The 24,240-nt window shown below is 40.3% G+C and carries 21 protein-coding genes; 1 reads left to right on the forward strand and 20 read right to left on the reverse strand.

Annotated elements, in window-relative coordinates:
- Positions 1-70: 70 nt before the first annotated feature.
- The 14 genes from LS684_RS19360 to LS684_RS19425 form a co-directional block, all read right to left on the reverse strand.
- Positions 71-1,117, reverse strand: a complete 1,047-nt coding sequence (locus tag LS684_RS19360) for an L-threonylcarbamoyladenylate synthase (protein WP_233808575.1) — start codon at positions 1,115-1,117, stop codon at positions 71-73.
- 190 nt (positions 1,118-1,307) lie between these two features.
- Positions 1,308-1,751 (reverse strand): GNAT family N-acetyltransferase, encoded by a 444-nt coding sequence (locus LS684_RS19365; protein WP_233808576.1) that lies wholly within the window; start codon positions 1,749-1,751, stop codon positions 1,308-1,310.
- A gap of 152 nt (positions 1,752-1,903) precedes the next feature.
- Positions 1,904-2,572 carry a stage II sporulation protein R gene (spoIIR, locus tag LS684_RS19370; protein WP_233808585.1) on the reverse strand — a complete coding sequence of 223 codons (669 nt, stop codon included), beginning with the start codon at positions 2,570-2,572 and terminating at the stop codon, positions 1,904-1,906.
- Between the two features lie 132 nt (positions 2,573-2,704).
- Positions 2,705-3,562, reverse strand: a complete 858-nt coding sequence (gene prmC / locus LS684_RS19375) for a peptide chain release factor N(5)-glutamine methyltransferase (protein WP_233808589.1) — start codon at positions 3,560-3,562, stop codon at positions 2,705-2,707.
- A 4-nt stretch (positions 3,563-3,566) separates the two neighbouring features.
- Complete coding sequence (prfA, locus tag LS684_RS19380) at positions 3,567-4,637, reverse strand: peptide chain release factor 1 (protein WP_233808591.1); 1,071 nt, start codon at positions 4,635-4,637, stop codon at positions 3,567-3,569.
- A gap of 1,335 nt (positions 4,638-5,972) precedes the next feature.
- Positions 5,973-6,407 (reverse strand): hypothetical protein, encoded by a 435-nt coding sequence (locus LS684_RS19385; RefSeq protein ID WP_233808593.1) that lies wholly within the window; start codon positions 6,405-6,407, stop codon positions 5,973-5,975.
- Positions 6,408-6,564: 157 nt separating this feature from the next.
- The gene (locus LS684_RS19390) at positions 6,565-7,182 is read right to left on the reverse strand and encodes a thymidine kinase (protein WP_233808594.1); all 618 of its coding nucleotides are present in this window, start codon (positions 7,180-7,182) and stop codon (positions 6,565-6,567) included.
- Positions 7,183-7,409: 227 nt separating this feature from the next.
- Positions 7,410-7,610: a 50S ribosomal protein L31 gene (gene rpmE / locus LS684_RS19395; RefSeq protein WP_233808597.1), complete on the reverse strand. Its 201-nt coding sequence runs from the start codon at positions 7,608-7,610 to the stop codon at positions 7,410-7,412.
- 201 nt (positions 7,611-7,811) lie between these two features.
- Positions 7,812-9,086, reverse strand: a complete 1,275-nt coding sequence (rho, locus tag LS684_RS19400) for a transcription termination factor Rho (protein WP_233808605.1) — start codon at positions 9,084-9,086, stop codon at positions 7,812-7,814.
- 455 nt (positions 9,087-9,541) lie between these two features.
- Positions 9,542-10,504, reverse strand: a complete 963-nt coding sequence (glpX, locus tag LS684_RS19405; RefSeq protein ID WP_233808606.1) for a class II fructose-bisphosphatase — start codon at positions 10,502-10,504, stop codon at positions 9,542-9,544.
- A gap of 36 nt (positions 10,505-10,540) precedes the next feature.
- Positions 10,541-11,830, reverse strand: coding sequence for a UDP-N-acetylglucosamine 1-carboxyvinyltransferase (gene murA / locus LS684_RS19410; RefSeq protein WP_233808607.1), 1,290 nt, complete (start codon positions 11,828-11,830; stop codon positions 10,541-10,543).
- A gap of 395 nt (positions 11,831-12,225) precedes the next feature.
- A complete protein-coding gene (gene fsa / locus LS684_RS19415) occupies positions 12,226-12,876 on the reverse strand; it encodes a fructose-6-phosphate aldolase (protein ID WP_233808608.1) in 651 nt (216 codons plus the stop codon).
- A 192-nt stretch (positions 12,877-13,068) separates the two neighbouring features.
- Positions 13,069-13,926 (reverse strand): class II fructose-bisphosphate aldolase, encoded by an 858-nt coding sequence (locus tag LS684_RS19420; protein ID WP_233808609.1) that lies wholly within the window; start codon positions 13,924-13,926, stop codon positions 13,069-13,071.
- A 224-nt stretch (positions 13,927-14,150) separates the two neighbouring features.
- Positions 14,151-14,525: a response regulator gene (locus LS684_RS19425; protein WP_233811711.1), complete on the reverse strand. Its 375-nt coding sequence runs from the start codon at positions 14,523-14,525 to the stop codon at positions 14,151-14,153.
- A 402-nt stretch (positions 14,526-14,927) separates the two neighbouring features.
- Here LS684_RS19425 and LS684_RS19430 point away from each other — a divergent pair, with 402 nt between their 5' ends.
- Positions 14,928-15,458, forward strand: a complete 531-nt coding sequence (locus LS684_RS19430; protein WP_233808610.1) for a DUF2529 domain-containing protein — start codon at positions 14,928-14,930, stop codon at positions 15,456-15,458.
- Between the two features lie 304 nt (positions 15,459-15,762).
- Here the strand turns inward: LS684_RS19430 and pyrG are convergent, their stop codons facing one another.
- The 6 genes from pyrG to LS684_RS19460 form a co-directional block, all read right to left on the reverse strand.
- Positions 15,763-17,370, reverse strand: a complete 1,608-nt coding sequence (gene pyrG, locus LS684_RS19435; protein WP_233808611.1) for a CTP synthase — start codon at positions 17,368-17,370, stop codon at positions 15,763-15,765.
- Positions 17,371-17,596: 226 nt separating this feature from the next.
- Complete coding sequence (rpoE, locus tag LS684_RS19440) at positions 17,597-18,160, reverse strand: DNA-directed RNA polymerase subunit delta (RefSeq protein ID WP_233808612.1); 564 nt, start codon at positions 18,158-18,160, stop codon at positions 17,597-17,599.
- 156 nt (positions 18,161-18,316) lie between these two features.
- Positions 18,317-18,502 carry a hypothetical protein gene (locus LS684_RS19445; protein WP_233808613.1) on the reverse strand — a complete coding sequence of 62 codons (186 nt, stop codon included), beginning with the start codon at positions 18,500-18,502 and terminating at the stop codon, positions 18,317-18,319.
- A gap of 330 nt (positions 18,503-18,832) precedes the next feature.
- Entirely contained in the window at positions 18,833-22,099 is a 3,267-nt protein-coding gene (gene icmF / locus LS684_RS19450; RefSeq protein WP_233808615.1) for a fused isobutyryl-CoA mutase/GTPase IcmF, read from the reverse strand.
- Between the two features lie 301 nt (positions 22,100-22,400).
- Positions 22,401-23,018: a TetR/AcrR family transcriptional regulator gene (locus LS684_RS19455; protein ID WP_233811712.1), complete on the reverse strand. Its 618-nt coding sequence runs from the start codon at positions 23,016-23,018 to the stop codon at positions 22,401-22,403.
- Between the two features lie 80 nt (positions 23,019-23,098).
- Positions 23,099-24,238, reverse strand: a complete 1,140-nt coding sequence (locus tag LS684_RS19460) for an acyl-CoA dehydrogenase (RefSeq protein ID WP_233808617.1) — start codon at positions 24,236-24,238, stop codon at positions 23,099-23,101.
- Positions 24,239-24,240: the final 2 nt, after the last annotated feature.

Genomic DNA, 24,240 nt, shown 5'->3' on the forward strand with positions numbered 1-24,240 from the left:
AACAAGAATTAGAAGCATGTTTCATCCTCGTAGCACTTATATAGAAAAAGCCATCAAATACTGACGGCTTTTATTCTTCACTGATTATTTGGTGACCAGCTGCCTTCATTAATCGGTTCATAATCGCATCACCGACTCCTTCATTTGGAAACATTTCACTAAAAATAATATCTACTCCTGCTGTATTAAAACTACGGAGTGCCTCGTAAAGTTTAACAGCAACGGTTTCCAGTTGTTTTCGCTCTCCACAAGTAAAGACGAAATCAGCATGAACATGACTTTCTCCTTCAATAGTAGTTAACACACCCACACGCAAGCCATGTTGGCGCTTCTCGTCGATAAGTTTTTGGAGAAAGCTCTTGCTTCCTTTTACTAAAAAGAGCGGGGCATCTGGAGCATAGTGTTGATACTTCATTCCGGGTGACTTCGGCTTTACTTTTTCATTTTGTAATGCAGGGTCCATTCGAACATCACCAATCACTTTTGCAATTTGCTCCTTCGTGACACCACCAGGCCTTAGAATGGTTGGAATGGCTGCCGTACAATCAATAACCGTTGATTCTACTCCAACACCAGTAGAGCCTCCATCTACAATTCCAGCGATTAACCCATTTAGATCTTCAAATACATGTTGGGCAGTTGTAGGACTAGGTCTACCCGAACGGTTTGCACTTGGGGCAGCAATCGGGAGGCCCGAGCTCTTAATGACCGCTAGCGCAACTGGGTGATCGGGCATCCTTACTGCGACGGTTGATAAACCAGCTGTTGCACTTGTTGATAATATTCCTTCTTTTTGTTGAAATATGATTGTTAACGATCCTGGCCAAAACTGATTCATTAATTTTTCCGCTAACTCGGGGACTTCTACTACAAACTCCTCCAACTGCTCTTTTTCTGCAATATGGATGATAAGTGGGTTGTCACTTGGTCTCCCCTTCGCTTGAAAAATCTTCTTCACTGCTTCATCGCTCTTTGCATTCCCCCCTAGACCATAAACGGTTTCAGTTGGTATAGCGACTACTTCGTTATTCCTTAAAAGGTCAGCGGCTTTTTCTATCTGTGGATAACCTTTAATTTCATCCACATTTTTATCCACTGACCATCGTATTGTATCCATTTTATATCCACCTTCATTTTATACTCTAATAACCTTGTTAATTCGACGAATTTAGCGACTTTTTCGTACATTTTTCGATAAGATGTCTGTTGAAAGTATAAAAGAAGTATGGGCATAACTCAAGTGTTATCCACAAAATGTGTATAAAAACGTTGTTTTTGTGAATAACTTTGTGGATTACTTGTACAATTTACAGTGATAACTTCATAAATAGAGAGTTATCCACAGACAGAATATGTCGAACATGCTCAGATTCTTGTAACTCTGTTGGTAAGCCGCTCTTTTCCTCTTCTACAAATCCCATCGTTTCAAAAAAATGGAGTGAAGCTTGTTTATTTGTCGCTAAATAGACCGATTGCAAGCTCTTATCCCTTGCTAATAAAAGCATTTGCTCTAATAGGATCAATAAATCACTTTCTGATGCTTTTGGTGTCATAACAAGGGAACGCAATAATCCACATGAACCAAGGGGCTCAATTCCAACTGTTGCTTTTAGCTCTCCATGATCATCTTCCATAAGTAAGAAATAATCGATTACATCCTTCACACCATCTGTCCCTAAACCGGCTTTTTCTAAAAAAGCGACTAATCGACTTAGGTCCTCTACTTTTCCACAACGAATGATTACTTCCATTCCATCCACCTCATTTTTCAATATTCTACTACTATGAATATGAGGTTGAATGGATTGTAGAACTAGAATCTACGAATTTTTAGTAGATTCAGAATGAGTAGACTTCGAATGAGATACTAGCAACATAGAAAAAGCCTTGCCAATGCAAGACTCTATCCAAAGATCTTATCCCACAGCTCAACAAGAAAGAATTTCACCTCAGCTGGTTTATCGTCTTCTTCCACATAAACAGGATCTTCTTTCTTTGTCACTTGCTTCACAGAAACTTCCTTGGCTTCCACTTGATTTCCTTCTTCCTGTTCAACCCCTTCACTAACTGCTACACTATTAGAGAAGTCTAAAAAACAGAGAGGAGGAAATAATACACACCACCAATTCGCCCCTTCCCCACCACCAAGTGTAATGAGGATGGCCTCATACTCACCTGCAGGATATAGAAACTGACCATATAATTTAGTAGGAAATTCTACTTTCCCAAAATCAGTTTGGACTGTTTGATTCGCATTCTGTTCCAGGACTACCCCTTCAGCAATCTTTTGAATCTCTGGAAGACGGGATTGAATGAGTGTTCTTGCTGCTTCTACCGAAGTTAAGTCTGCTACCCATTCTGTAATTTCCTCGTTAACCGCATCCCTTACTTGCCTTTTGAGCTGCTGATCAACCTCTCTGTCACTATTTGCTAGAATACGTAATCGAATAGCTTCGTTTGGTATAACAATTGCATCGTTTGCAGTTACTTCATTCTTAGGAATATATATACTAAAAATCGTTCCAACAGATAAAATAATTATATAGAGTTTGGCTAGTATTTTTGAGTTCATCCTCTGACACCGTCCCTTCCCTACACATTGTGGACAGAATGGCAGATTCTTAAACTAGTAAAATTTAAAATTTTTAATAGAACAAATGTAAAAAGCAGAATCTCCCGCATGTCCGCACACACGGGAGTCTTCTTAACATCCAATTTCAGCAAAAACCATTCGATCCTTGCCATTAATATCAAACACAATCTCGACCTTGGCTTCTAGGAATGTCTGTTGTAATAACCCGGCTACCTGCTCCCCTTGCCCGGCACCTACTTCAAAGCCAATAATTGCCTTGCTATTTAGAACATGAGGAAGCTCCTTCATAAATTGGCGGTACACGTCTAAACCATCCTGCCCAGCAAATAAGGCACGGTGGGGCTCATGCTCAGTAACTACTACTGACATCCCCTCAAGATCAGACTCAGGAATATAAGGTGGATTAGAGATTACAACATCGAATATATTTCCTTTCTTCAGAAAAGGCTGAAGTAGGTCTCCTTGCTCAAATATGATTTCAGCTCCTAGTTGTTTAGCATTGCTACTCGCAACAGCAAGCGATTCACTCGCAATATCTGTTGCCGTAACATGTAAGTTTGGATTTTCTAGCTTTAAGGTAATTCCAATCGCTCCACTGCCTGTTCCAACATCAACTAGTTTGGCTTGCTGCTGCCCAAAAATACGTTGGACCCTCTCAAGGGTATGATAGACAAGCTCTTCTGTTTCAGGTCGGGGAATTAAGACTTCTTCATTTACACGGAACAAACGGCCATAAAATTCCTCATAGCCCATAATGTATTGAATCGGCCTGCCTTTTGCATGGAGATGGACCGCTTCTGCAAAACGAACATAGGCACTGTCCTCGATTTCCTCCCGTAAATTCGCTAAGAGCTGAGAACGGGTTTGGTTTAAATAGTGGCGTAACAATAGTTCTCCCGCATTTTCATCTCGTTCATGTGACGTTAAAAAAGAAGAAGCCCAATGAAGGGCTTCATATACTTTTACCATGTTGTTAGTCCTCTAGGTTTTGAAGCTTAGAAGATTGTTCTTCTAGAATTAAAGCATCTAAAACTTCATCTAGCTTCCCTTGAAGAATTTGGTCTAGCTTTTGAATGGTTAAGCCAATACGGTGATCTGTCACACGATTTTGCGGGAAATTATACGTACGAATACGCTCTGAACGGTCACCTGTTCCAACTGCTGATTTACGATTTTGGTCGTACTCTGCTTGGACTTCTTGTTGGAATTTATCGTATACCCGAGCACGTAATACCTTCATGGCTTTATCTTTGTTTTTATGCTGAGATTTCTCATCTTGACACGTAACAACGATCCCCGTCGGAATATGCGTTAGTCGAACGGCCGACATGGTCGTGTTAACACTTTGACCTCCGGCACCTGAGGAAGCATACGTATCAAAGCGGATATCTTTATCATGAATTTCTACTTCCACTTCTTCTGCTTCTGGGAGTACTGCAACCGTAGCAGTTGAAGTGTGAATACGTCCACCAGACTCGGTTTCTGGAACACGTTGTACACGGTGAGCACCATTTTCAAATTTCAACTTAGAATAGGCACCATTTCCATTAATCATGAAAATAATTTCTTTAAATCCTCCAACTCCAGTAGAGCTAGCTTCAATTACCTCTGTTTTCCAGCCTTGTGTTTCAGCATAGCGGCTATACATCCGGTATAGGTCACCTGCAAACAGGGCCGCCTCATCTCCACCTGCTGCTCCGCGAATTTCCATAATAACGTTCTTATCGTCATTTGGGTCTTTTGGAACGAGAAGAATCTTCAAGCGACTTTCAAGCTGCTCTACTTGCTCGCTCAGCTCGTCTAGTTCTTCCTTTACCATCTCACGCATTTCAGGATCTAGCTTTTCTTCTAGCATCGCTTTCGCATCACGGTGCTGTTCGCGTACATCCTTATATTCACGATACGCATCAACCGTCTCTTGAATATCAGACTGTTCCTTTGAATATTCACGTAATTTATTTGTATCATTTACGATATCAGGATCGCTCAAAAGTTCATTTAATTTCTCATAGCGATCTTCTACTGCTTGAAGACGATCAAACACAGTCATTCACCTCATTTATTATTCCGCCCATATGACGGATGAAAACATTATAAAATAATGTATGTAGGACTATTTATTATTGTCAAATCCATAACATTCTAATTATAGTATAGGCGAAACACCCAGTCAAAACCAAATTATTAGAAAAGCGGAAGCCCCCCTGTTTAGCGCCGTATAAACTGGAGGACCTCCATATGAGATAAAGGAAACACGATGAGCGTAGCGAATCGATGTTGACTTATCGTAAGGAGGAGGGCTGAAGTTTACTAGGCGCTGGGGGGCTGGAGCTAGACACCATACTAACTCTTACACAAAATCCTTTAAATAAAGCACTTTCTACGGAAGCCCCCCCGTTTAGCGCCGTATAAACTGGAGGACCTCCTCAATCTAGCTGTGGCTCCTAGACCCTCGAGGTCATAAGCTGTACTGTTCTGTGGCAAACTACGCCACGACACAGTCCATCTTATGCTTGTCGGGTCTGTTCAGTCGCCTCACTTTATCCTGTATGAGATAAAGGAAACACGATGAGCGTAGCGAATCGATGTTGACTTATCGTAAGGAGGAGGGCTGAAGTTTACTAGGCGCTGGGGGGCTGGAGCTAGACACCATACTAACTCTTACACAAAATCCTTTAAATAAAGCACTTTCTACGGAAGCCCCCCCGTTTAGCGCCGTATAAACTGGAGGACCTCCTCAATCTAGCTGCGGCTCCTAGACCCTCGAGGTCATAAGCTGTACTGTTCTGTGGCAAACTACGCCACGACACAGTCCATCTTATGCTTGTCGGGTCTGTTCAGTCGCCTCACTTTTTCCCATATGAGATAAAGGAAACACGATGAGCGTAGCGAGTCGATGTTGACTTATCGTAAGGAGGAGGGCTGAAGTTTACTAGGCGCTGGGGGGCTGGAGCTAGACACCATACTAACTCTTACACAAAATCCTTTAAATAAAGCACTTTCTACGGAAGCCCCCTGTTTAGCGCCGTATAAACTGGAGGACCTCCTCAATCTAAATCATATATTTAAAGAAATAGAAATAAGGTGATTTCCGCTCTAGGAACTTGCTTTCCGGGGGCGTTCGCCAAGCCTCCTCGGCGTGCTGCCTGTGGGGTATTGGCTGTAACCCTTATCCCCAAAGAGTCAAGCGCCTTCTCTACAAACACTTAGTATCCCTCTCTAAACCAAAGCGATAATTGCTCCAAGAGTAGGTAAAATAATTTTTTATCATTAGTGTTCAGCTGTGAGTCGGTTCTAGACAATAAAGAAAGACTATAGACAACTCAAATTGCTATGAGCTTGTCTACAGTCTGTTGGACACCCTAAATTAGAAAATGTTTTATCTGCGATCTTCACGTACCTGTACTTCTATATGATATCGCGGGAGAGCTTTTAGCAGTTTTTTATGGAGCATGGCTTCTGTGTCTATTTTCTCTTCATTGGATTGCATTCCTTTTTTATATGCTGTGACCCACATGTCTTGCCCATTTATCCATACAGCTCCCGGTTCAAAGCCATCTAGCTGTTCAATTACTTCCCTAGCCTGTTCGACGTCTTCTGCTTGATCTACCCCATTACCGTCAATATTGGGTAAATTCGGATTTTGGTCACTCATTGTACGACCCATACGATAGTCATCTTCATCGGTTGGGTTTGATAAAAGTCTAGCTCCATCAGCATCTTGCTCCAAGTCATATAGGCCTTCAGCATTTTGATTGTTACATCCTGTCAGTGCCATGAGCACCATGAAAAGAAATAATATCACTCTTTTCATCGTCCCACCTCCTTTTCTTAGCTTGTCCGCTTCGAATAGGATTGCTCAAGGGAATTAATACCATTTTTATTTGTAAGTGCAGCTGCATTAACAACCCACCTTAAAAACAATAAAAACCTACTCTTCAACAGAAGAACAGGTTCGAATAACAATTGGATTAGGACATCTTTGTAGCTTCAATATTGGTAATGACATGAGGAGTTTTCGGCACCTGATGGTGATGACGGCAACGAGGCTCATATGATTCAGAAGCACCTACGAGGATAATCGGATCATCGTAAGAAGCTGGTTTTCCATCTATTAGCCGTTGCGTTCGACTCGCTGGTGATCCGCATACAGCGCAGACCGCCTGCAGTTTTGTCACCAATTCTGCAATAGACATAAGAGCAGGCATTTGCCCAAATGGCTCTCCTCTAAAATCTTGATCAAGCCCCGCCGCTATTACCCGGTGTCCACTGTCAGCTAAATGCTGAATGACTTTCACAATTTCATCATCGAAAAATTGAACCTCGTCGATCGCAATCACATCCACATCTGATTCAATGTGTTGAAAAATATCATGTGACCGAGAAATTGGAATCGCAAAAAGTGAGGTTCCATTATGTGATACTACCGCTTCTTCACTATAACGGTTGTCAATTTGCGGCTTAAACACAACGATTTTTTGTTTGGCAAATTGTGTTCTTCTCACACGTCTGATCAGTTCCTCCGACTTACCAGAAAACATGCTTCCACAAATAACTTCTACCCAACCGTGCTGCTTCATTACATACATGTGAATGCCTCTCCTTCCTCGCTCTAAGCTTCCATCTATTCTTATATGTACTAAAATGTACATTTAAATGTGTCATATCAATCATTATAATTGGATAAATTTTGAGTAACCTTCTGTCCTGTTATTATTCCCTACTAAGAAAAATAACCAGATGAAAGAGGTTTTGGTTGAAAACAGCCAATAAAAAACAGGCAAGCGGTGAAAACTTCTTGCCTGTTTCTGTTGAATTATTTAAGACCGTATTTTTTGTTGAATCGGTCAACTCGTCCGCCAGCTTCAGCGAATTTTTGACGACCCGTATAGAATGGGTGGCACTCAGAACAAGTTTCAATACGGATATCTTCTTTAACAGAACCTGTTTCAAACTCATTTCCGCAAGAGCACTTAACCATTACTTTTTTATAGTTTGGATGAATTCCTGCTTTCATTCTTTTCATCTCCTTCCGCCCTGAATCTTTCGAAACAGAGTTATATATTACAACAACATAACGTGTTGTAAATTTCAAAAACACACTGTTGATATTATAACAAGCATCCTGTTGCTTTGCAACATGGGATTTATTGTTAATCTATTTAATCAATCCGCTTACTTTTAACTATACCATATCCTATTTTTGAATCGATATGAATTAGCTTCGGCTTCTAGTATTTGCTTTCATTTCCTCATCCAGGTTTGCAAAAAATTCTTCATTTGATTTCGTTTGTTTTAGCTTACGTAAGAATCTTTCACCAAAATCTGGAGCATCTGACATGGATTTGCGAATTGCCCATAGTTTATCCAGGTGGTCCTTTGGAATAAGCAACTCTTCCTTACGAGTACCAGAACGACGGATATCAATAGCAGGGAAGATTCTTCTTTCTGCAAGAGCACGGTCTAAGTGAAGCTCCATATTTCCTGTCCCTTTGAACTCTTCATAAATGACATCATCCATTCTAGAGCCTGTATCGACTAGGGCGGTCGCTAGAATCGTTAAGCTTCCACCTTCTTCAATATTACGCGCTGCCCCAAAGAAACGCTTAGGGCGGTGGAATGCGGCCGGATCAATTCCCCCAGATAAAGTACGGCCACTCGGAGGAATGACTAGATTGTATGCACGAGCGAGACGAGTGATACTATCCATTAAGATAATAACATCTCGCTTGTGCTCTACTAAGCGCATCGCTCTTTCTAATACAAGCTCTGCCACCTTAATGTGGTTCTCAGGAACTTCATCGAAAGTCGAGCTTACTACATCCCCAGCAACCGATCGTTCAATATCTGTTACCTCTTCAGGACGTTCATCAATTAACAGAACGATAAGTTCTGCTTCTGGATGGTTTGTCGTAATGCTATTTGCAATTTCTTTTAGTAGCATCGTTTTACCCGCTTTAGGGGGAGCTACAATTAAGCCACGTTGACCAAATCCAACCGGAGTAATTAAATCCATTATTCGAGTAGAGATGGCTTTTGGCTTTGTTTCTAGCATCATTTGACGGTTCGGATATAAAGGAGTGAGTGCAGGGAAGTGCACACGTTCTTTTGCCGTTTCAGGATCGTCCCCGTTTACTGCTTCAACATGTAGTAAACCAAAGTATCTTTCATTTTCTTTTGGAGGTCTTACCTTTCCAGACACCTTATCTCCATTACGGAGATCAAATCTTCTGATTTGAGATGCGGAAATATAGATATCCTGTGAGCTTGGAGAGTAATTGATCGGACGTAGGAAGCCAAACCCTTCCGACTGAATAATTTCAAGAACACCTTCCATAAAGAAATAGCCTTCTTGTTCTGCGCGAGCCTTTAGGATGGCAAAGATTAATTCCTTTTTCGTTAATTTGCTGTAATAGGATACCTTATATTCTTTTGCCAGTTCGTAAAGCTCTTTTAATTTCATATTTTCTAAACTAGAGATTGTTAATTCCATTATGACACCACACTTTTATATTTTCGGTTGTTTCACCCATATGAAGTTTGACAAATAATAAATTGGGCACTAGTAGACAGGGATGTAGCGGGTACAATCCAATGGTCATGCCTTATTTTTATATGGATGGATAAATTGACTACTTGAGTCAAAGATAAGAAATTGGTAGTCCGTTCTTTCAGACCGCTGAACATTCATCGTCTGAAGGTTTATGTTTGAGGGTTCTTGAAGTTTTCGAAGATAGATTCTGCAGAGAGCCAAAGCGTAAACCAAAATGATTTTGCATAAGTTCAGAGCAAAATATTTAAAAAACAATCTTTATTTTACCCTTATATATAAAAAATAATCAACTGATTTTTTTCATAAATTGTTTTCGGAGTTTATAAAAGAGGCTAATCCATTTTCAGATTAGCCCGAAAGTTGTAAGGGTTTGCATTTAATTGCAAAGAAATATTTTACTTTATTACTAAGTTTGGCTTCTTTTTTAAACTGTGACGGCCTTCAATAAATCTTACTGTCCCAGATTTTGCACGCATAACGACAGAGTGTGTAGAGCCGTATGAGCCCTTGAATTGAACTCCTCTAAGCAACTCACCGTCTGTTACGCCTGTAGCTGCAAAAATGGCGTCATCCCCTTTAACTAAATCTTCCATTAAAAGGATTTTATTTACATCTAGCCCCATTTTTTGACAACGCTCTGCTTCTGCATCAGATTGAGGTAGAAGCTTCCCTTGGATTTCCCCACCTAAGCTCTTTAATGCTACGGCTGCAATCACACCTTCTGGAGCGCCACCTGAACCGAAAAGAATATCAACGCCTGTGTGGTCAAAAGCTGTATTGATTGCTCCTGCAACATCCCCATCATTAATTAATTTAATGCGGGCACCCGCTTCACGCAGCTGAGCAATAATATGCTGATGACGAGGACGGTTTAGTACTGTAGCTACTACGTCTTCAATGTCTTTATTCTTTGCTTTAGCAACGGCTTTAAGATTATCTAAAACGGAAGCATTAATATCAATTTGTCCAATCGCTTCAGGACCTACTGCAATCTTATCCATATACATGTCTGGTGCATGAAGAAGGTTACCGTGGTCTGCTACGGCAAGAACGGCTAATGCATTCCACCCACCTGATGCGACAATATTTGTACCTTCTAGAGGGTCAACCGCTACGTCAACGCGCGGTCCATAGCCTGTACCTAGCTTCTCTCCGATATAAAGCATTGGGGCTTCATCCATTTCCCCTTCCCCAATTACAACTGTTCCCTTCATAGGAACCGTATCGAATACATCGCGCATGGCTGAAGTCGCTGCATCATCCGCTTCATCCTTTAAGCCTCTCCCCATCCAGCGTGCAGATGCTAATGCAGCCGCTTCTGTTACACGGATAAGCTCCATTGATAAACTTCTTTCCATCGTTTCTCCCCCTAAATCATTTCTTTGTTGTCAAAGCTACGCATTTTTCATTTGTTCAAGCTCTTCTTTTGACAAATCCTCACGCCAAACCGTTGCTCCTAAGCCGTCTAGTTTCTCTACTAATTGACTATATCCGCGATCAATATGCTCGAGCCCGGTTACTTCTGTAATCCCTTCCGCTAGTAGCCCGGCAATTACTAGAGCAGCACCAGCTCGTAGATCACTCGCTTTCACTTTCGCACCTTGCAGCTGAGCAGAACCATTAATGATGGCTGAGCGACCTTCCACTTTAATGTTGGCATTCATACGTCGAAGTTCATCTATATGCTTAAATCGAGCACCGTAGATCGTATCAGTAACCATACTTGTCCCTTCTGCTTTTGTTAAAAGGGAGGTGAATGGCTGTTGAAGATCTGTTGGGAACCCCGGATACACAAGTGTTTTTATGTCAACAGCCTTCAGTTTCTCTGCTGATTTTCCGATAAATACTTGATCGTCACTCGTTTCCACCGGTACGCCCATCTCTCGCATTTTCGCAATCAAAGATTCTAAATGTTGCGGAATGACATTATCTATAAGGACACCTTCTCCAACTGCAGCACCTAAAATCATATATGTCCCAGCTTCAATTCGATCAGGAATGATCGTGTGTCGACAGCCATGAAGCTCGTCTACTCCGTCAATTCGAATGACATCGGTTCCAGCGCCTTTTATCTTTGCACCCATATTCGTTAGAAGTGTAGCTACGTCAATAATTTCAGGCTCTTTCGCTGCATTTTCAATAATCGTACGTCCTTTAGCTCGAACTGCAGCTAGCATGATATTAATTGTAGCCCCAACACTCACCACATCCAGATAAATTCTTGCCCCGCGTAGCTCATCTGCTCGAAGATAGATTGCTCCTTGCTCATTAGTAACACTAGCACCTAGAGCTTCAAAGCCTTTGATATGTTGATCAATTGGTCTTGGCCCTAGATGGCATCCACCAGGCAGTCCAATTACTGCTTTTTTAAAGCGGCCGAGCATTGCGCCCATTAAATAATAGGAGGCACGGAGTTTCTTTACTTTCCCATTGGGCAAAGGCATCGAGATCATCGATGACGGGTCAACTGTCATTTCACCATCAGCAAACTGAACTGCCCCACCGATTTCTTCTAGTAAGCCTTTTAATATTTCAACGTCAGAGATACCTGGTAAACCTTCAATTGTAACAGGCGATTCAGCTAGAATCGTAGCTGGAATCAGTGCCACTGCACTATTCTTGGCTCCACTAATTCGAACTGTCCCTTTTAAAGGATAGCCGCCTGCAATCATTAGTTTCTGCATTGTTAACTCCCTTCTAAGCCCAGATGAATGATCGAGATCGAACTGATAACTAAAGACTAAGAGGCTTTTTTAAACTCATGTCGAATCCTTGCCTATACTTTATTCGTTTTGACTTTAGGTTAGTGCGCAATATGAGCACTAGCTGATCTTTCTTAGATCATTCAGCACCTATCCCTTCAATTTAAGGGGTTGGACACCAACTTCATCAATCGTCAAACACAGCCTACAATCATAAAAGACATTATGTCCAAAATTTATACCCCAAAAACATAATAGGTACTTTTTACCAACATAAAAAGGCAAAAAACGACATTATCTTTTTTTATCTAGTTTACACGAAAATGATTATTTCATGTATGGAATATAGAAAAACTTTAATAAAGTAATAAATTCCATTACTTTTCTGTACGTTTACTCCAGTCATCTAAAAACGCCTCAATCCCTTTGTCTGTAAGAGGGTGATTGAATAGTTGCATCAATACCTTGTAAGGAATAGTTGAGATATGAGCTCCGTTTAGAGCAGCGTCCGTTACATGCTGTGGATGACGGATAGAAGCTGCAATAATTTCCGTTTCAATCCCGTGAATTTCAAAGATTTGAGCAATAGTAGATATAAGATCCATCCCATTGTGACCGATATCATCTAGACGGCCAAGGAATGGAGATACATAGGTTGCCCCTGCTCTTGCTGCTAGTAATGCTTGATTGGCACTAAAAATGAGAGTGACGTTTGTCTTGATGCCTTCTTTTGAGAAGGTATGTACGGCCTTTAAACCTTCAGGTGTCATTGGGACTTTCACCGTTATATTTGGAGCGATTTTCGCTAGCTCACGTCCTTCTTTAATCATCCCTTCTGCATCTAGTGCAATTACTTCTGCACTAACTGAACCAGGAACTAACTCTGTAATTTCTTTTAGGCGCTCGTGAAAAGATACTTCTTTTTCTTTTGCAACTAAAGATGGGTTTGTTGTTACACCTGAAATAAAGCCTAGCGCGTGTGCTTCTTTGATTTCTTCCATGTTTGCTGTATCGATGAAAAATTTCATATGTCTTCCTCCTCTATTATCTTTCCATGGTATTTAGATATGGTATCTTGTCATGTAAAGTTCCATTGCACGGTTCATACTAACAACATTCGCAGATTACATATACAATAAAATTGTAACATAAAAGCTAAAATGAACTAAAACCGCCCTTATATCAAAGGCGGTTTCAGTCATAGTCGGTTTGGGTATCTATTAAGCTTTACCAGAAGAACCAAATTCACGCATTTTGCCGATTACTGTTTCTTTAATCACTTCACGTGCTGGTCCTAAATATTTACGTGGATCATATACTTCTGAATCTGCTGCTAATACTTCACGAACACGCTTTGCAGAAGCAATTTGGTTTTCTGTATTTACGTTAATTTTCGCAGTTCCTAGAGAAATTGCTTTTTGGATATCCTTTGTTGGGATTCCTGTACCACCGTGTAATACTAATGGCACACCAGTTGATTGACCGATTTCTTCCATTTCTTTGAACCCTAGGTTTGGTTCACCTTTGTAAGGTCCATGAACAGAACCAAGTGCTGGCGCTAAACAATCAATGTTCGTGCGCTTAACAAGCTCTTCACACTCTTTTGCATCAGCATAGATTACGCCTTCAGCAATTACATCATCTTCTTGTCCACCAACTGTTCCTAGCTCAGCTTCAACTGATACACCTTTTGAGTGTGCGTACTCAACTACTTTAGAAGTAGTTTCTACGTTCTCTTCAAAAGGATCATGTGAAGCATCAATCATAACAGATGTAAATCCTGCATCGATTGCTTCCTTACATTTATCAAAGCTTGAGCCATGGTCTAAGTGAATGGCAACTGGAACAGTAATTTTATAATCATGCATTAATCCTTCAACCATTTTTACAACAGTTGTAAAACCGCCCATATAGCGAGCAGCCCCTTCAGACACACCTAAGATAACTGGTGATTTTTCCTCTTCAGCAGCTTGAAGGATCGCTTGAGTAAACTCAAGGTTGTTTAAGTTAAATTGACCTACTGCATAACCTTCTGCTTTTCCTTTGTTGAGCATTTCAGTCATTGAAACTAAAGGCATATTTCTTCCTCCTTATTGATCATCATTCATTTGTCAGTTACATTCATTAAATTTTCCCTCTATGTAAATGAATATGTACTTATTTCAAATGAACGATCCTTGGAATTCATTTGTATCATACCAAATCAAAATCAGAAATGCCATTTATTCAAGCGTTATTTTAGCAACTGTCATAAATATTTTATAATGCAAACGCTATCACAGAAAAAGTGTGATTTTTTCGTTTATTGTTGCGGAATTGGCAAATATTTTTTTACTGCAGATCGGATATCATCAATATCAAAAGGTTTGGCAAAATGTGTTAAAGCACCCAAATCTTTCGCTTCTTGAATCATATCCAATTCTCCATATGCCGTCATAATAATTACTCGGATGTCCTTATCAATAACCTTCATTCTTTTTAAGATTTCAATTCCGTCCATTCCTGGAATTTTCATATCTAGCAGAACGAGATCAGGCGAGTGATTCGTTACGATATCTAATGCTTGGATTCCATTTGCTGCTTGATGGGTTTCATACCCTTCCTTTTGTAGCACTTCATTAAGTAAAATTCGAATTCCAAATTGATCATCGACAATAAGTATTTTCCCTTTCATGATGACACCTCTTTCTCCAAAATAATTTCTGTTACATAAACCAGTTGACCATTTCTATTAAATGATATGTATGAAGTTCTATTTCAAATAATCAACAGGTTTTCTTGTTGCCTATTGTTTTCCTACGAATATGGGAGCTTATAACCACCATGAAGAAAACAACGTGAATATTCTAGCTTATAAATTATTAATATAGGCCCACTTAATATAGAAGAACCTTCATCCACACATTCATATGGCTCTTGTACTCTTAGTAAGTTCTCCTTTTGTTATAAAATCCCTGCCAATTTAAAGACAATTTTTCTCAAAAGGTGTGACAATTTTACCTTCTTGCCATCTTTCATTATAATGGAACGGTGGAAAATTGTAGATAGGCTAAAGACACTAGCATTCGGAGGGCTCATTATGCTAAAAATGTTTTCAACTCAATTAAGCGGAATGTTTAAACGCTTACACGAAAAAGAAGAATTCTCAATCGAGGATGGTGCCCGTTTACTTGCACAAGCAGCGGTAGGCGAAGGAAAAATTTATATATATGGGGACAAGGAAATGGCAGGGGTTATGTTCGAGGCAACCGAGGGAGCAGAGCCAATAGTCCAAGGATTCGCTTGGACAGACCAAGTCTCAATAGAAAAAATGGACATTGCAGACAGGGTGCTCATTTTATCTAGATATAGTAACGATACAGCTCCTGTAGGTATAGGAAAAGCTTTAAGAGAAAAAGGAATCCCCTTTGTGAGCATATCTACACATATGGATACGTTAGAAGAGAGCTTGCAAAGCCTAGCAGATGTAGCCATTGACTTGAAGCTTCTGAAGGGGTTGCTGCCAGATGATGAAGGGAATCGATTTGGATATCCCTCATTGATGGCCGGATTATTTGTATACTATGGCATCAAATTTACAATTGATGAGATTATAGCAGAGTATGAATAAGGATTGATTCATGGGATTAACATGATCAACAAAAGGGGATTGAGAGCACGCTCTTACTCCCCTTTTTCTTTTGCAACGTCAGAAAAGACGCATGGCGCCCTGTCCAGCGCCTTAAGGCCTTGCGGATAAAGGAAACACGATGAGCTTGTAAGTGAATCGTTATTGACTTATCGTAACAAGAGGACCGAAGTACACTAGGCGCTAGGGCGCTTTTGCTGGACAATTTTCTATGTTTAAATTTTAAACTTTCTTATCGTAAAAAAAAGACTGTAGAGTGTCTACAGTCTAGAATGGCTAAAATGAATTAATTTTGGTTACCTAGTTTTAGAGATGCTTCTACGAAGTCTCTAAATAGTGGCTGTGGACGCGTTGGTCTAGAAGTGAATTCTGGGTGGAACTGTGACGCAACGAACCATGGATGGTCTTTTAACTCAATAACTTCAACTAATCGACCATCTGGGCTTGTCCCAGAGAAGATGAACCCAGCCTTCTCCATTTCTTGACGATAATGGTTGTTGAACTCATAGCGATGGCGATGGCGCTCGTAAACCACTTCATCATTATATGCAGCAAATGCTTTCGTATCTTCGATTAGCTTACATGGGAAAAGACCTAAACGAAGGGTTCCACCAAGATCTTCCACATCCTTTTGCTCTGGAAGAAGGTCGATAATTGGATGCTCCGTATCTGGATTAATTTCCGCTGAGTGTGCACCTTCTAAACCTAATACGTGGCGTGCAAACTCAATAGATGCTAGCTGCATACCTAAGCAAATTCCTAAAAATGGTTTTTGGTTTTCACGAGCATATTTCGTCGCAAGGATTTTCCCTTCAATTCCTCGATCACCAAATCCACCTGGAACTAAAACTCCATCCACATCACTTAAAAGCTCTTCAACATTTTCAGCTGTTACTTGCTCAGCATTGATCCATTTAATATCAATATCTGCATCAAATGCATAGCCTGCATGCTTTAATGATTCAACAACTGAAATGTACGCATCTTGAAGCTCAACATATTTCCCAACAAGACCAATTCTTGTTTTCTTTGATAAGTTCAATACTCGCTCAACAAGTTGTTTCCACTCTGTCATGTCCGCTTCATGGCATTGAAGCTTTAGGTGATCACATACAATCTGATCAAGATTTTGAGCTTGAAGTGCTAATGGTACTGAATATAATGTTTCTGCATCACGTGCTTCAATTACTGCTTTCGAATCAATATCACAGAATAAAGCAATTTTATCCTTCATATCCTGTGAAACTGGCATCTCCGTACGAACAACTATGACATTTGGTTGAATTCCTAAGCTTCTTAATTCTTTTACACTATGCTGAGTTGGCTTTGTTTTCATTTCGCCAGCAGCTTTAATATATGGAATTAATGTACAGTGGATGTACATGACGTTATCACGGCCGATGTCACTTTTTATTTGGCGGATGGCTTCTAAGAATGGTAGAGACTCAATATCTCCAACCGTTCCACCAATTTCGGTAATGACTACATCTGCGTTTGTTTCATGACCTGCACGCATCACACGCTCTTTAATTTCATTCGTAATATGAGGAATAACCTGAACCGTTCCACCTAAGTAATCCCCGCGGCGCTCTTTCTTAAGTACCGTCGAATAGATCTTACCTGTCGTTACGTTATTGTATTTTGTTAAGTTAATATCGATAAAGCGCTCATAGTGACCTAGATCTAAGTCTGTTTCCGCACCGTCGTCTGTTACGAAAACTTCCCCATGCTGATATGGACTCATTGTACCTGGATCCACGTTAATATATGGGTCAAACTTTTGGATCGTAACGCTAAGCCCTCGATTTTTTAATAAACGACCTAACGATGCTGCTGTAATCCCTTTTCCTAATGACGAAACTACGCCACCGGTAACAAAAATATATTTTGTCATGTGAAAATCCCCCTTTTTATCAGTTTGTACATATTTATCTTTTTTCAAGACAAAAACTTGTTTGTTATAAGGGGAGAGAAACGAATATATTTTTAGTAAAAAAAAATAAAAAACGCTCCACTTACTAATAAAAGTAAGGGAGCGCTATTCGCGTAAATTATCGTTCCTTTTTTAAGGAGCCCAAAAATGATTCTACAAGCCTGATTATCAAAAGTCAAGACTGTTCTTATAATTCTTCGTCTTCCTCTTCTAAATCATCATCATCTTCTTCTTCTTCTTCTTCATCTAGCTCAAATTCGTCATCAATAAGGTCTTCATCATCATCTTCAAAATCATCATCGTCATCTGCCTCATCAAGATCTAGCAGGTCATCTGACTCTTCTTCATCATCAGCTGATTCATCGATATCCTCATAATCAAACTCTTCTTCTTCAATTTCATCATAATCTTCTATGTCTACGTCATCTTCTTCTGATGCTTTCTTCGCCTTTTTCTTCTTCGGCTTGATTTGAGTAACCGTTTCTTCCTCTAATTGGTCAACAGGGTACCAAACGCGTAGTCCCCATCGGTTATCTCCTAAACAAAGGAATCGACCATCAATATTTAAATCCGTGTAGAATTGCGCAATTCTTGTATTCACTTCATCTTCTGTAAGGTTTAATAAAGCTGTCATTTCATCTACTAATTCACTAAAAGCAAATGGTTGCTTTCGTTCTTTAAGCATTTCAAAAGCAACTTCAATTAATGACATTTCTTGTAATTGCTCTTTTGAGTATTGTTTTAAACTCAATATCCGCACTTCCTTTCACTAAGTAAGACCATATATAGCCGCATAAAAATTATGTAATACTGGCATAATTGCATATTCTTCATTATAAACAAATTTCTCCTGTTTATGCTAGTTGTATCTATTGTTTCTCGCACTTTTTTATCGCTAGATATGCAACTATTCGTGATCTTTTTCCTTTTCGGGCATTTCGCCCTCCGATCGATTGGAAAGCTGTTTCACCGCTAAAGCAAAGAAAAATATTGATAAAAGAAAAAAAGGAACCGCCCCTAACTGGCGTTGATATAAATAGACAACCGCCCCTACACCCCCAACAATAGATGCAAGGAAAAAAATTCTTCTCAATAATTTCACACCCTATAAGAAATGCGCAAGCATCCTGTTGCTGAATCTTTTGCACCTTTCTATCTTAATAAACCGATACTTTCTATCCTCTACATACTGCTCAAGTACTCGAGCTTGAGCTCGTGATACCTATCTAGGATTTCTAGCCTAGCTACGATTCTACTCCTATTCTGATTATATAAAAAATTTAGGTCGAATGTGTAAATTTGATGTAAATAATCCTATTTTCTTCGAGCAGAAACGAAAATAAAGGCTCTCTCCAAAAGAGGAGAAAACGATGATTCCCCTCTAAGAGACAGCCTAGCCTTTTCATCCTATTGTTAAACTCTTTTACATATTTCGGCGATATTGTCCACCTACTTCATATAATGCTCTCGTAATTTGTCCTAAACTCGCCACTTTTACGGTTTCCATTAGCTCTGCAAAGATATTTTCGTTTGTAACTGCCACTTCTTTTAATCTAGTTAGTGCTACATCTAGCTGATCTTGATTACGTTGTTGGAACTCACGAAGATTTTGAATTTGCGTTTCCTTTTCTTCCTTCGTTGCACGTGCTAGCTCCATACTATCCATCGCTTCCTCTGAAGGTGGATTTGGATTCAAGTACGTATTCACGCCAATAATCGGAAGTTCCCCAGTATGCTTTTTCATTTCGTAATGCATGGACTCATCTTGTATTTTCCCTCGTTGGTACTGTGTTTCCATTGCTCCTAGAACACCGCCGCGATCATTAATACGTTCAAATTCCTGCAGTACTGCTTCTTCTACAAGGTCGGTTAGCTCTTCAATAATAAAAGACCCCTGCAATGGATTTTCATTTTTCGTTAGGCCATGTTCTTTCGTAATAATCATTTGAATCGCCATTGCTCGACGGACCGACTCTTCCGTCGGAGTAGTGATTGCTTCATCATAAGCATTTGTATGAAGAGAATTACAATTATCATGTAATGCCATTAGTGCTTGTAGTGTTGTTCGTATATCATTAAAGTCTATTTCTTGGGCATGAAGAGAGCGACCAGATGTTTGAACATGGTATTTCAGCTTTTGGCTGCGCTCATTTGCTTTGTATTTATTGTTCATAACCGTTGCCCAAATGCGGCGAGCCACACGACCAATTACTGTATATTCAGGATCTAGACCGTTAGAGAAAAAGAATGATAAATTTGGTGCAAAATCATCAATGTTCATTCCTCGGCTCAAATAATATTCTACATAAGTAAAGCCGTTCGCTAACGTAAAAGCTAGCTGAGAAATAGGATTTGCTCCTGCTTCTGCAATATGATATCCAGAAATGGAAACCGAATAATAGTTACGAACTTTGTTCGTAATAAAGTAATGCTGAATATCTCCCATCATTCTTAAGGCAAACTCTGTGGAGAATATACATGTATTCTGCCCTTGGTCTTCCTTTAGAATATCTGCTTGGACAGTGCCTCGGACCGTTTGCAAGGTTTGAGCTCTTACTTCATCAAACTCCGCCTGCGTCAGAATGCGCCCGAGCTCCTCTTCCTTTGCCTTGACCTGCTGATCAACTGCTGTATTCATGAACATAGCTAAAATAATTGGAGCTGGACCGTTTATCGTCATAGATACAGATGTAGATGGGTGGCAGAGATCAAAGCCATCATATAGCTTTTTCATATCATCCAATGTACAGATGCTTACTCCACTTTCCCCTACCTTCCCATATATATCCGGGCGATAATCTGGATCCTCTCCGTATAATGTTACTGAATCAAACGCAGTACTTAACCGTTTTGCTGTATCATCCTTCGATAGATAATGAAAGCGACGATTGGTTCGCTCTGGAGTTCCTTCGCCTGCAAACTGTCGTTTTGGATCTTCCCCTTCTCGTTTGAATGGAAATACTCCCGCGGTATAAGGGAATGACCCAGGCACATTTTCTCGATATACCCAGCTGAGAATTTCTCCATAATCCTTGAACCTTGGTAAAGAAATTTTTGGAATCTCTAGCCCAGAAAGGCTCTTCGTTTTTAATATCGTAATCATTTCTTTGTCTCGAATTTTCGTAACGAATTGATCCCCCGCATACTTCTCTTTTAATTCTCCCCATTGATCCAAAATCCGCTTTGATTGAGAGGTTAATTGACTTTCCACATCATTTTTCAGTGCTTCAAGAGATCCAATCAGTTCTTCGTTTGTATCTTTTTCCTTCAGTGCCTCTATGGTCCCTTCAATTTGGAACAAACGACGAGCAAGGTTTACCTGCTCCTCTGCGTCACGATGGTAGCTTCTAACCGTATCTGAAATTTCCCGCAAGTAATAGCGACGATCATTCGGAATAATGACATTTTGTTTTTCAACAACTGCCTGCTTGCTAAAAGAAGTATCAAAGCTCGTGCCTGCTTTGGAGTTTAGCGTTTCTACAAGTGCTGCAAATAATGCATTTGTACCTGGGTCGTTAAATTGACTTGCAATGGTTCCATAGACTGGCATTTCGTCAAGGTCTTGCTCAAAAAGCAAATGGCTACGCTGATACTGCTTTTGTACTTGACGCTTCGCATCCTCTGATCCTTTACGCTCAAATTTATTAATAACGATCAGATCTGCATAATCAATCATATCGATTTTTTCTAATTGCGATGGTGCACCAAATTCACTCGTCATAATATACATAGATACGTCACAAATTTCAGTTATGCCAGCATCACCTTGGCCAATTCCACTCGTTTCTACAATGATCAAGTCATATCCTGCCGCTTTTACAACTGAAATCGCATCTTGAATGGCTAAAGAAAGCTCGCTCTTCGATTTCCTTGTAGCTAAGCTGCGCATATAAACACGTGGAGAGAATATCGCATTCATTCGAATACGGTCACCTAATAAAGCCCCGCCTGTTTTTTGCTTCGTTGGATCAACAGATAGGATGGCGACTTTATTTTCTGGGATTTCATTTAGAAATCTGCGAATCAATTCATCTGTTAAAGAACTCTTTCCAGCTCCACCTGTTCCAGTTATTCCAACTACAGGAACAGGTTTACTTAAGTTCTTTATCTTCTCTAGCACAGACTCAACAGCAGCTGCCGCTTCTTGATCCACTCCTACTTGATGCTCCGCTAATGTAATTAGCTTTGCTACCGCTGTAACTTCCCCTTTTTGTAGGTTGTCAATTTCATTAGCAACTTCTGCTGTTGCTGTTGGAAAATCACATTCCTCGAGCATCCTATTAATCATTCCTTGAAGGCCATTCTGACGGCCATCCTCAGGTGAAAAAATCCGGGCAATTCCATATTCATGGAGCTCTTTAATTTCCCTTGGAATAATTACACCACCACCGCCACCATAAATGCGAATATGAGGTGCTCCCTTTTCCTTTAGTAAATCATACATATATTTAAAATACTCCACATGACCACCTTGATAGGAGGATATGGCAATCCCTTGTGCATCCTCTTGAATCGCGGCATTTACAACCTCTTCAACTGAGCGATTGTGGCCTAAATGAATGACTTCGGCACCACTTGCCTGTATGATTCTGCGCATAATATTAATCGATGCATCATGTCCGTCAAACAAACTAGACGCGGTTACAAAGCGAATATGATTTTTCGGTTTATATACGATCTGTGTGCTCATCGTTATCCCCCTGTTCCTTTTTTGGAAATGTTGAGTGAAAGTTCCGACTTTTCTTTTGATAAAGCTATTTTCGTATCCTTTGTTGCTCTTGAAACATGTGCAGTTTTCCTCTCCAGGAAACTCTCTTTCCGCGGTTCGTGAGGCTAGGCTCTTCGGCTTCACCTGTGGGGACTCTCCTGTTCCACTGCTCCCGCAGGTTTCTCGCATCCTTCCGCTTTACTGCTAGCCTTCGTATGAAGAAGGGAAACTTACATGGTATAAAACAACAATCTTTTTGAAAAAAGCCTTATATAAAAACCCCTTATTTAATCCCGTTAAAAAGTAATTCGGTTTGAAATTCAATGTATTCCTCAATTGAGTAGACTTTCTGCAGTGCCCACCTTCTAAACGCCCACATTTGCCCTTCAACAAAGATGTTGTGGGCAATCATATGGATTTGCTCTTCGGTTAGATTCAACTCCCGATTTTCCACACATCTTTTAATGACATCTTCAAACATGGCTACCATTTCAATTTCTTTACGAAGCACATAAGGCAATGCATCTTTCGTTAATGATTTAGCCTCTTGGTACATGACGAGAATTTCATCCTGCATTTCATCACACACTCGGAAATAATAAGCAATACCTAGTCGTAAGCTTTCGAGCGTTCCTCGATCGGTATCAAGTGCTTGTTGTAATCGCTCTTGAACTTGATCATAAATTCGGTCACACACTAGATAGAGAACATCTTCTTTTTTACGAATATATTCATAGAGGGTCCCAATGCTAAACCCTGATGCTTTCGCAATCTCTCTTGTCGTTGTCCGATGGAATCCTTTTTCTTTAAAAAGAGTTACAGCCCCTTTAATCATTTGATTGCGCCTTTTTATGACCAAGCGTTCATCCTTCACTGAAGCTTCTACTTCTCGCTTTTTCATCAATTCTTCAACCGCCTTTAAATTCCCCCATAGACTGACAAGACGGAAGTATTCCTCCGTCTTGTGTAAAATGATTGAGCTTATTTTGTTAGCATTCGTGAAATAACAAGACGTTGGATTTCTTGAGTACCTTCATAGATTTGCGTAATTTTTGCATCTCTCATGTATCTTTCAACTGGATATTCCTTTGTATATCCATAGCCACCAAATACTTGAACGGCTTCAGTCGTTACCTTCATAGCTGCGTCTCCTGCAAATAACTTCGACATAGCCGATTCCTTTCCGTAAGGCAATCCTTCTGACTCTAACCACGCAGCCTGATAGGTTAATAGTCTTGCTGCTTCTACATTAGTAGCCATATCAGCTAGTTTAAAGCCAATACCTTGTTGTGCCGCAATGGGTTTCCCAAATTGCTGACGGTCCTTTGCATATTCTACCGCTGCATCTAATGCTCCTTGGGCAATTCCTACTGCTTGAGCTGCAATTCCGTTTCGCCCTCCATCTAGCGTCATCATGGCTACCTTGAAGCCTTCACCCTCTTCTCCAAGCATATTTTCTACGGGTACTTTGCAATCCTCGAAAATAATTTCTGTAGTAGGGGATGAACGAATTCCTAGCTTTTTCTCTTTTTTCCCAACAGAGAATCCAGGGAAATCGCTTTCAATAATAAATGCTGTTGTGCCTCTATGCTTATCTTCTGGATTCGTTAAAGCAAATACCACATAGATATCAGCGATTCCACCGTTGGTAATAAAAATCTTGGAACCATTCAATACATAATGGTCTCCTTCTAAACGTGCTGTCGTCTTCATTCCCCCAGCATCTGAACCGCTACCAGGCTCTGTTAATCCGTAGCCACCGATTTTTTCCCCTTGAGCCATTGGACGCAAATACTTTTGCTTTTGTTCTTCTGTGCCGAATTTATAAATAGGCCAGCCGGCAAGCGAGGTATGTGCTGAAAGCGTTACACCTGTCGAAGCACACACTCGAGATAACTCTTCAACAGCAATACAATAAGCTAAATAATCACTGCCAATCCCTCCGTATTCTTCCGGCCAAGGTATCCCTGTTAGACCTAGCTCTGCCATCTTGTCAAATATCTCGCGATCGAATCGTTCTTCTTCATCTCGCTCAGCTGCTGTTGGTGCCACTTCATTTTTCGCAAAATCACGAACCATCTTTCGAATCATTTCATGCTCTTCGGTTAATTGAAAGTTCACTC

The organism is Cytobacillus spongiae (assembly GCF_021390075.1).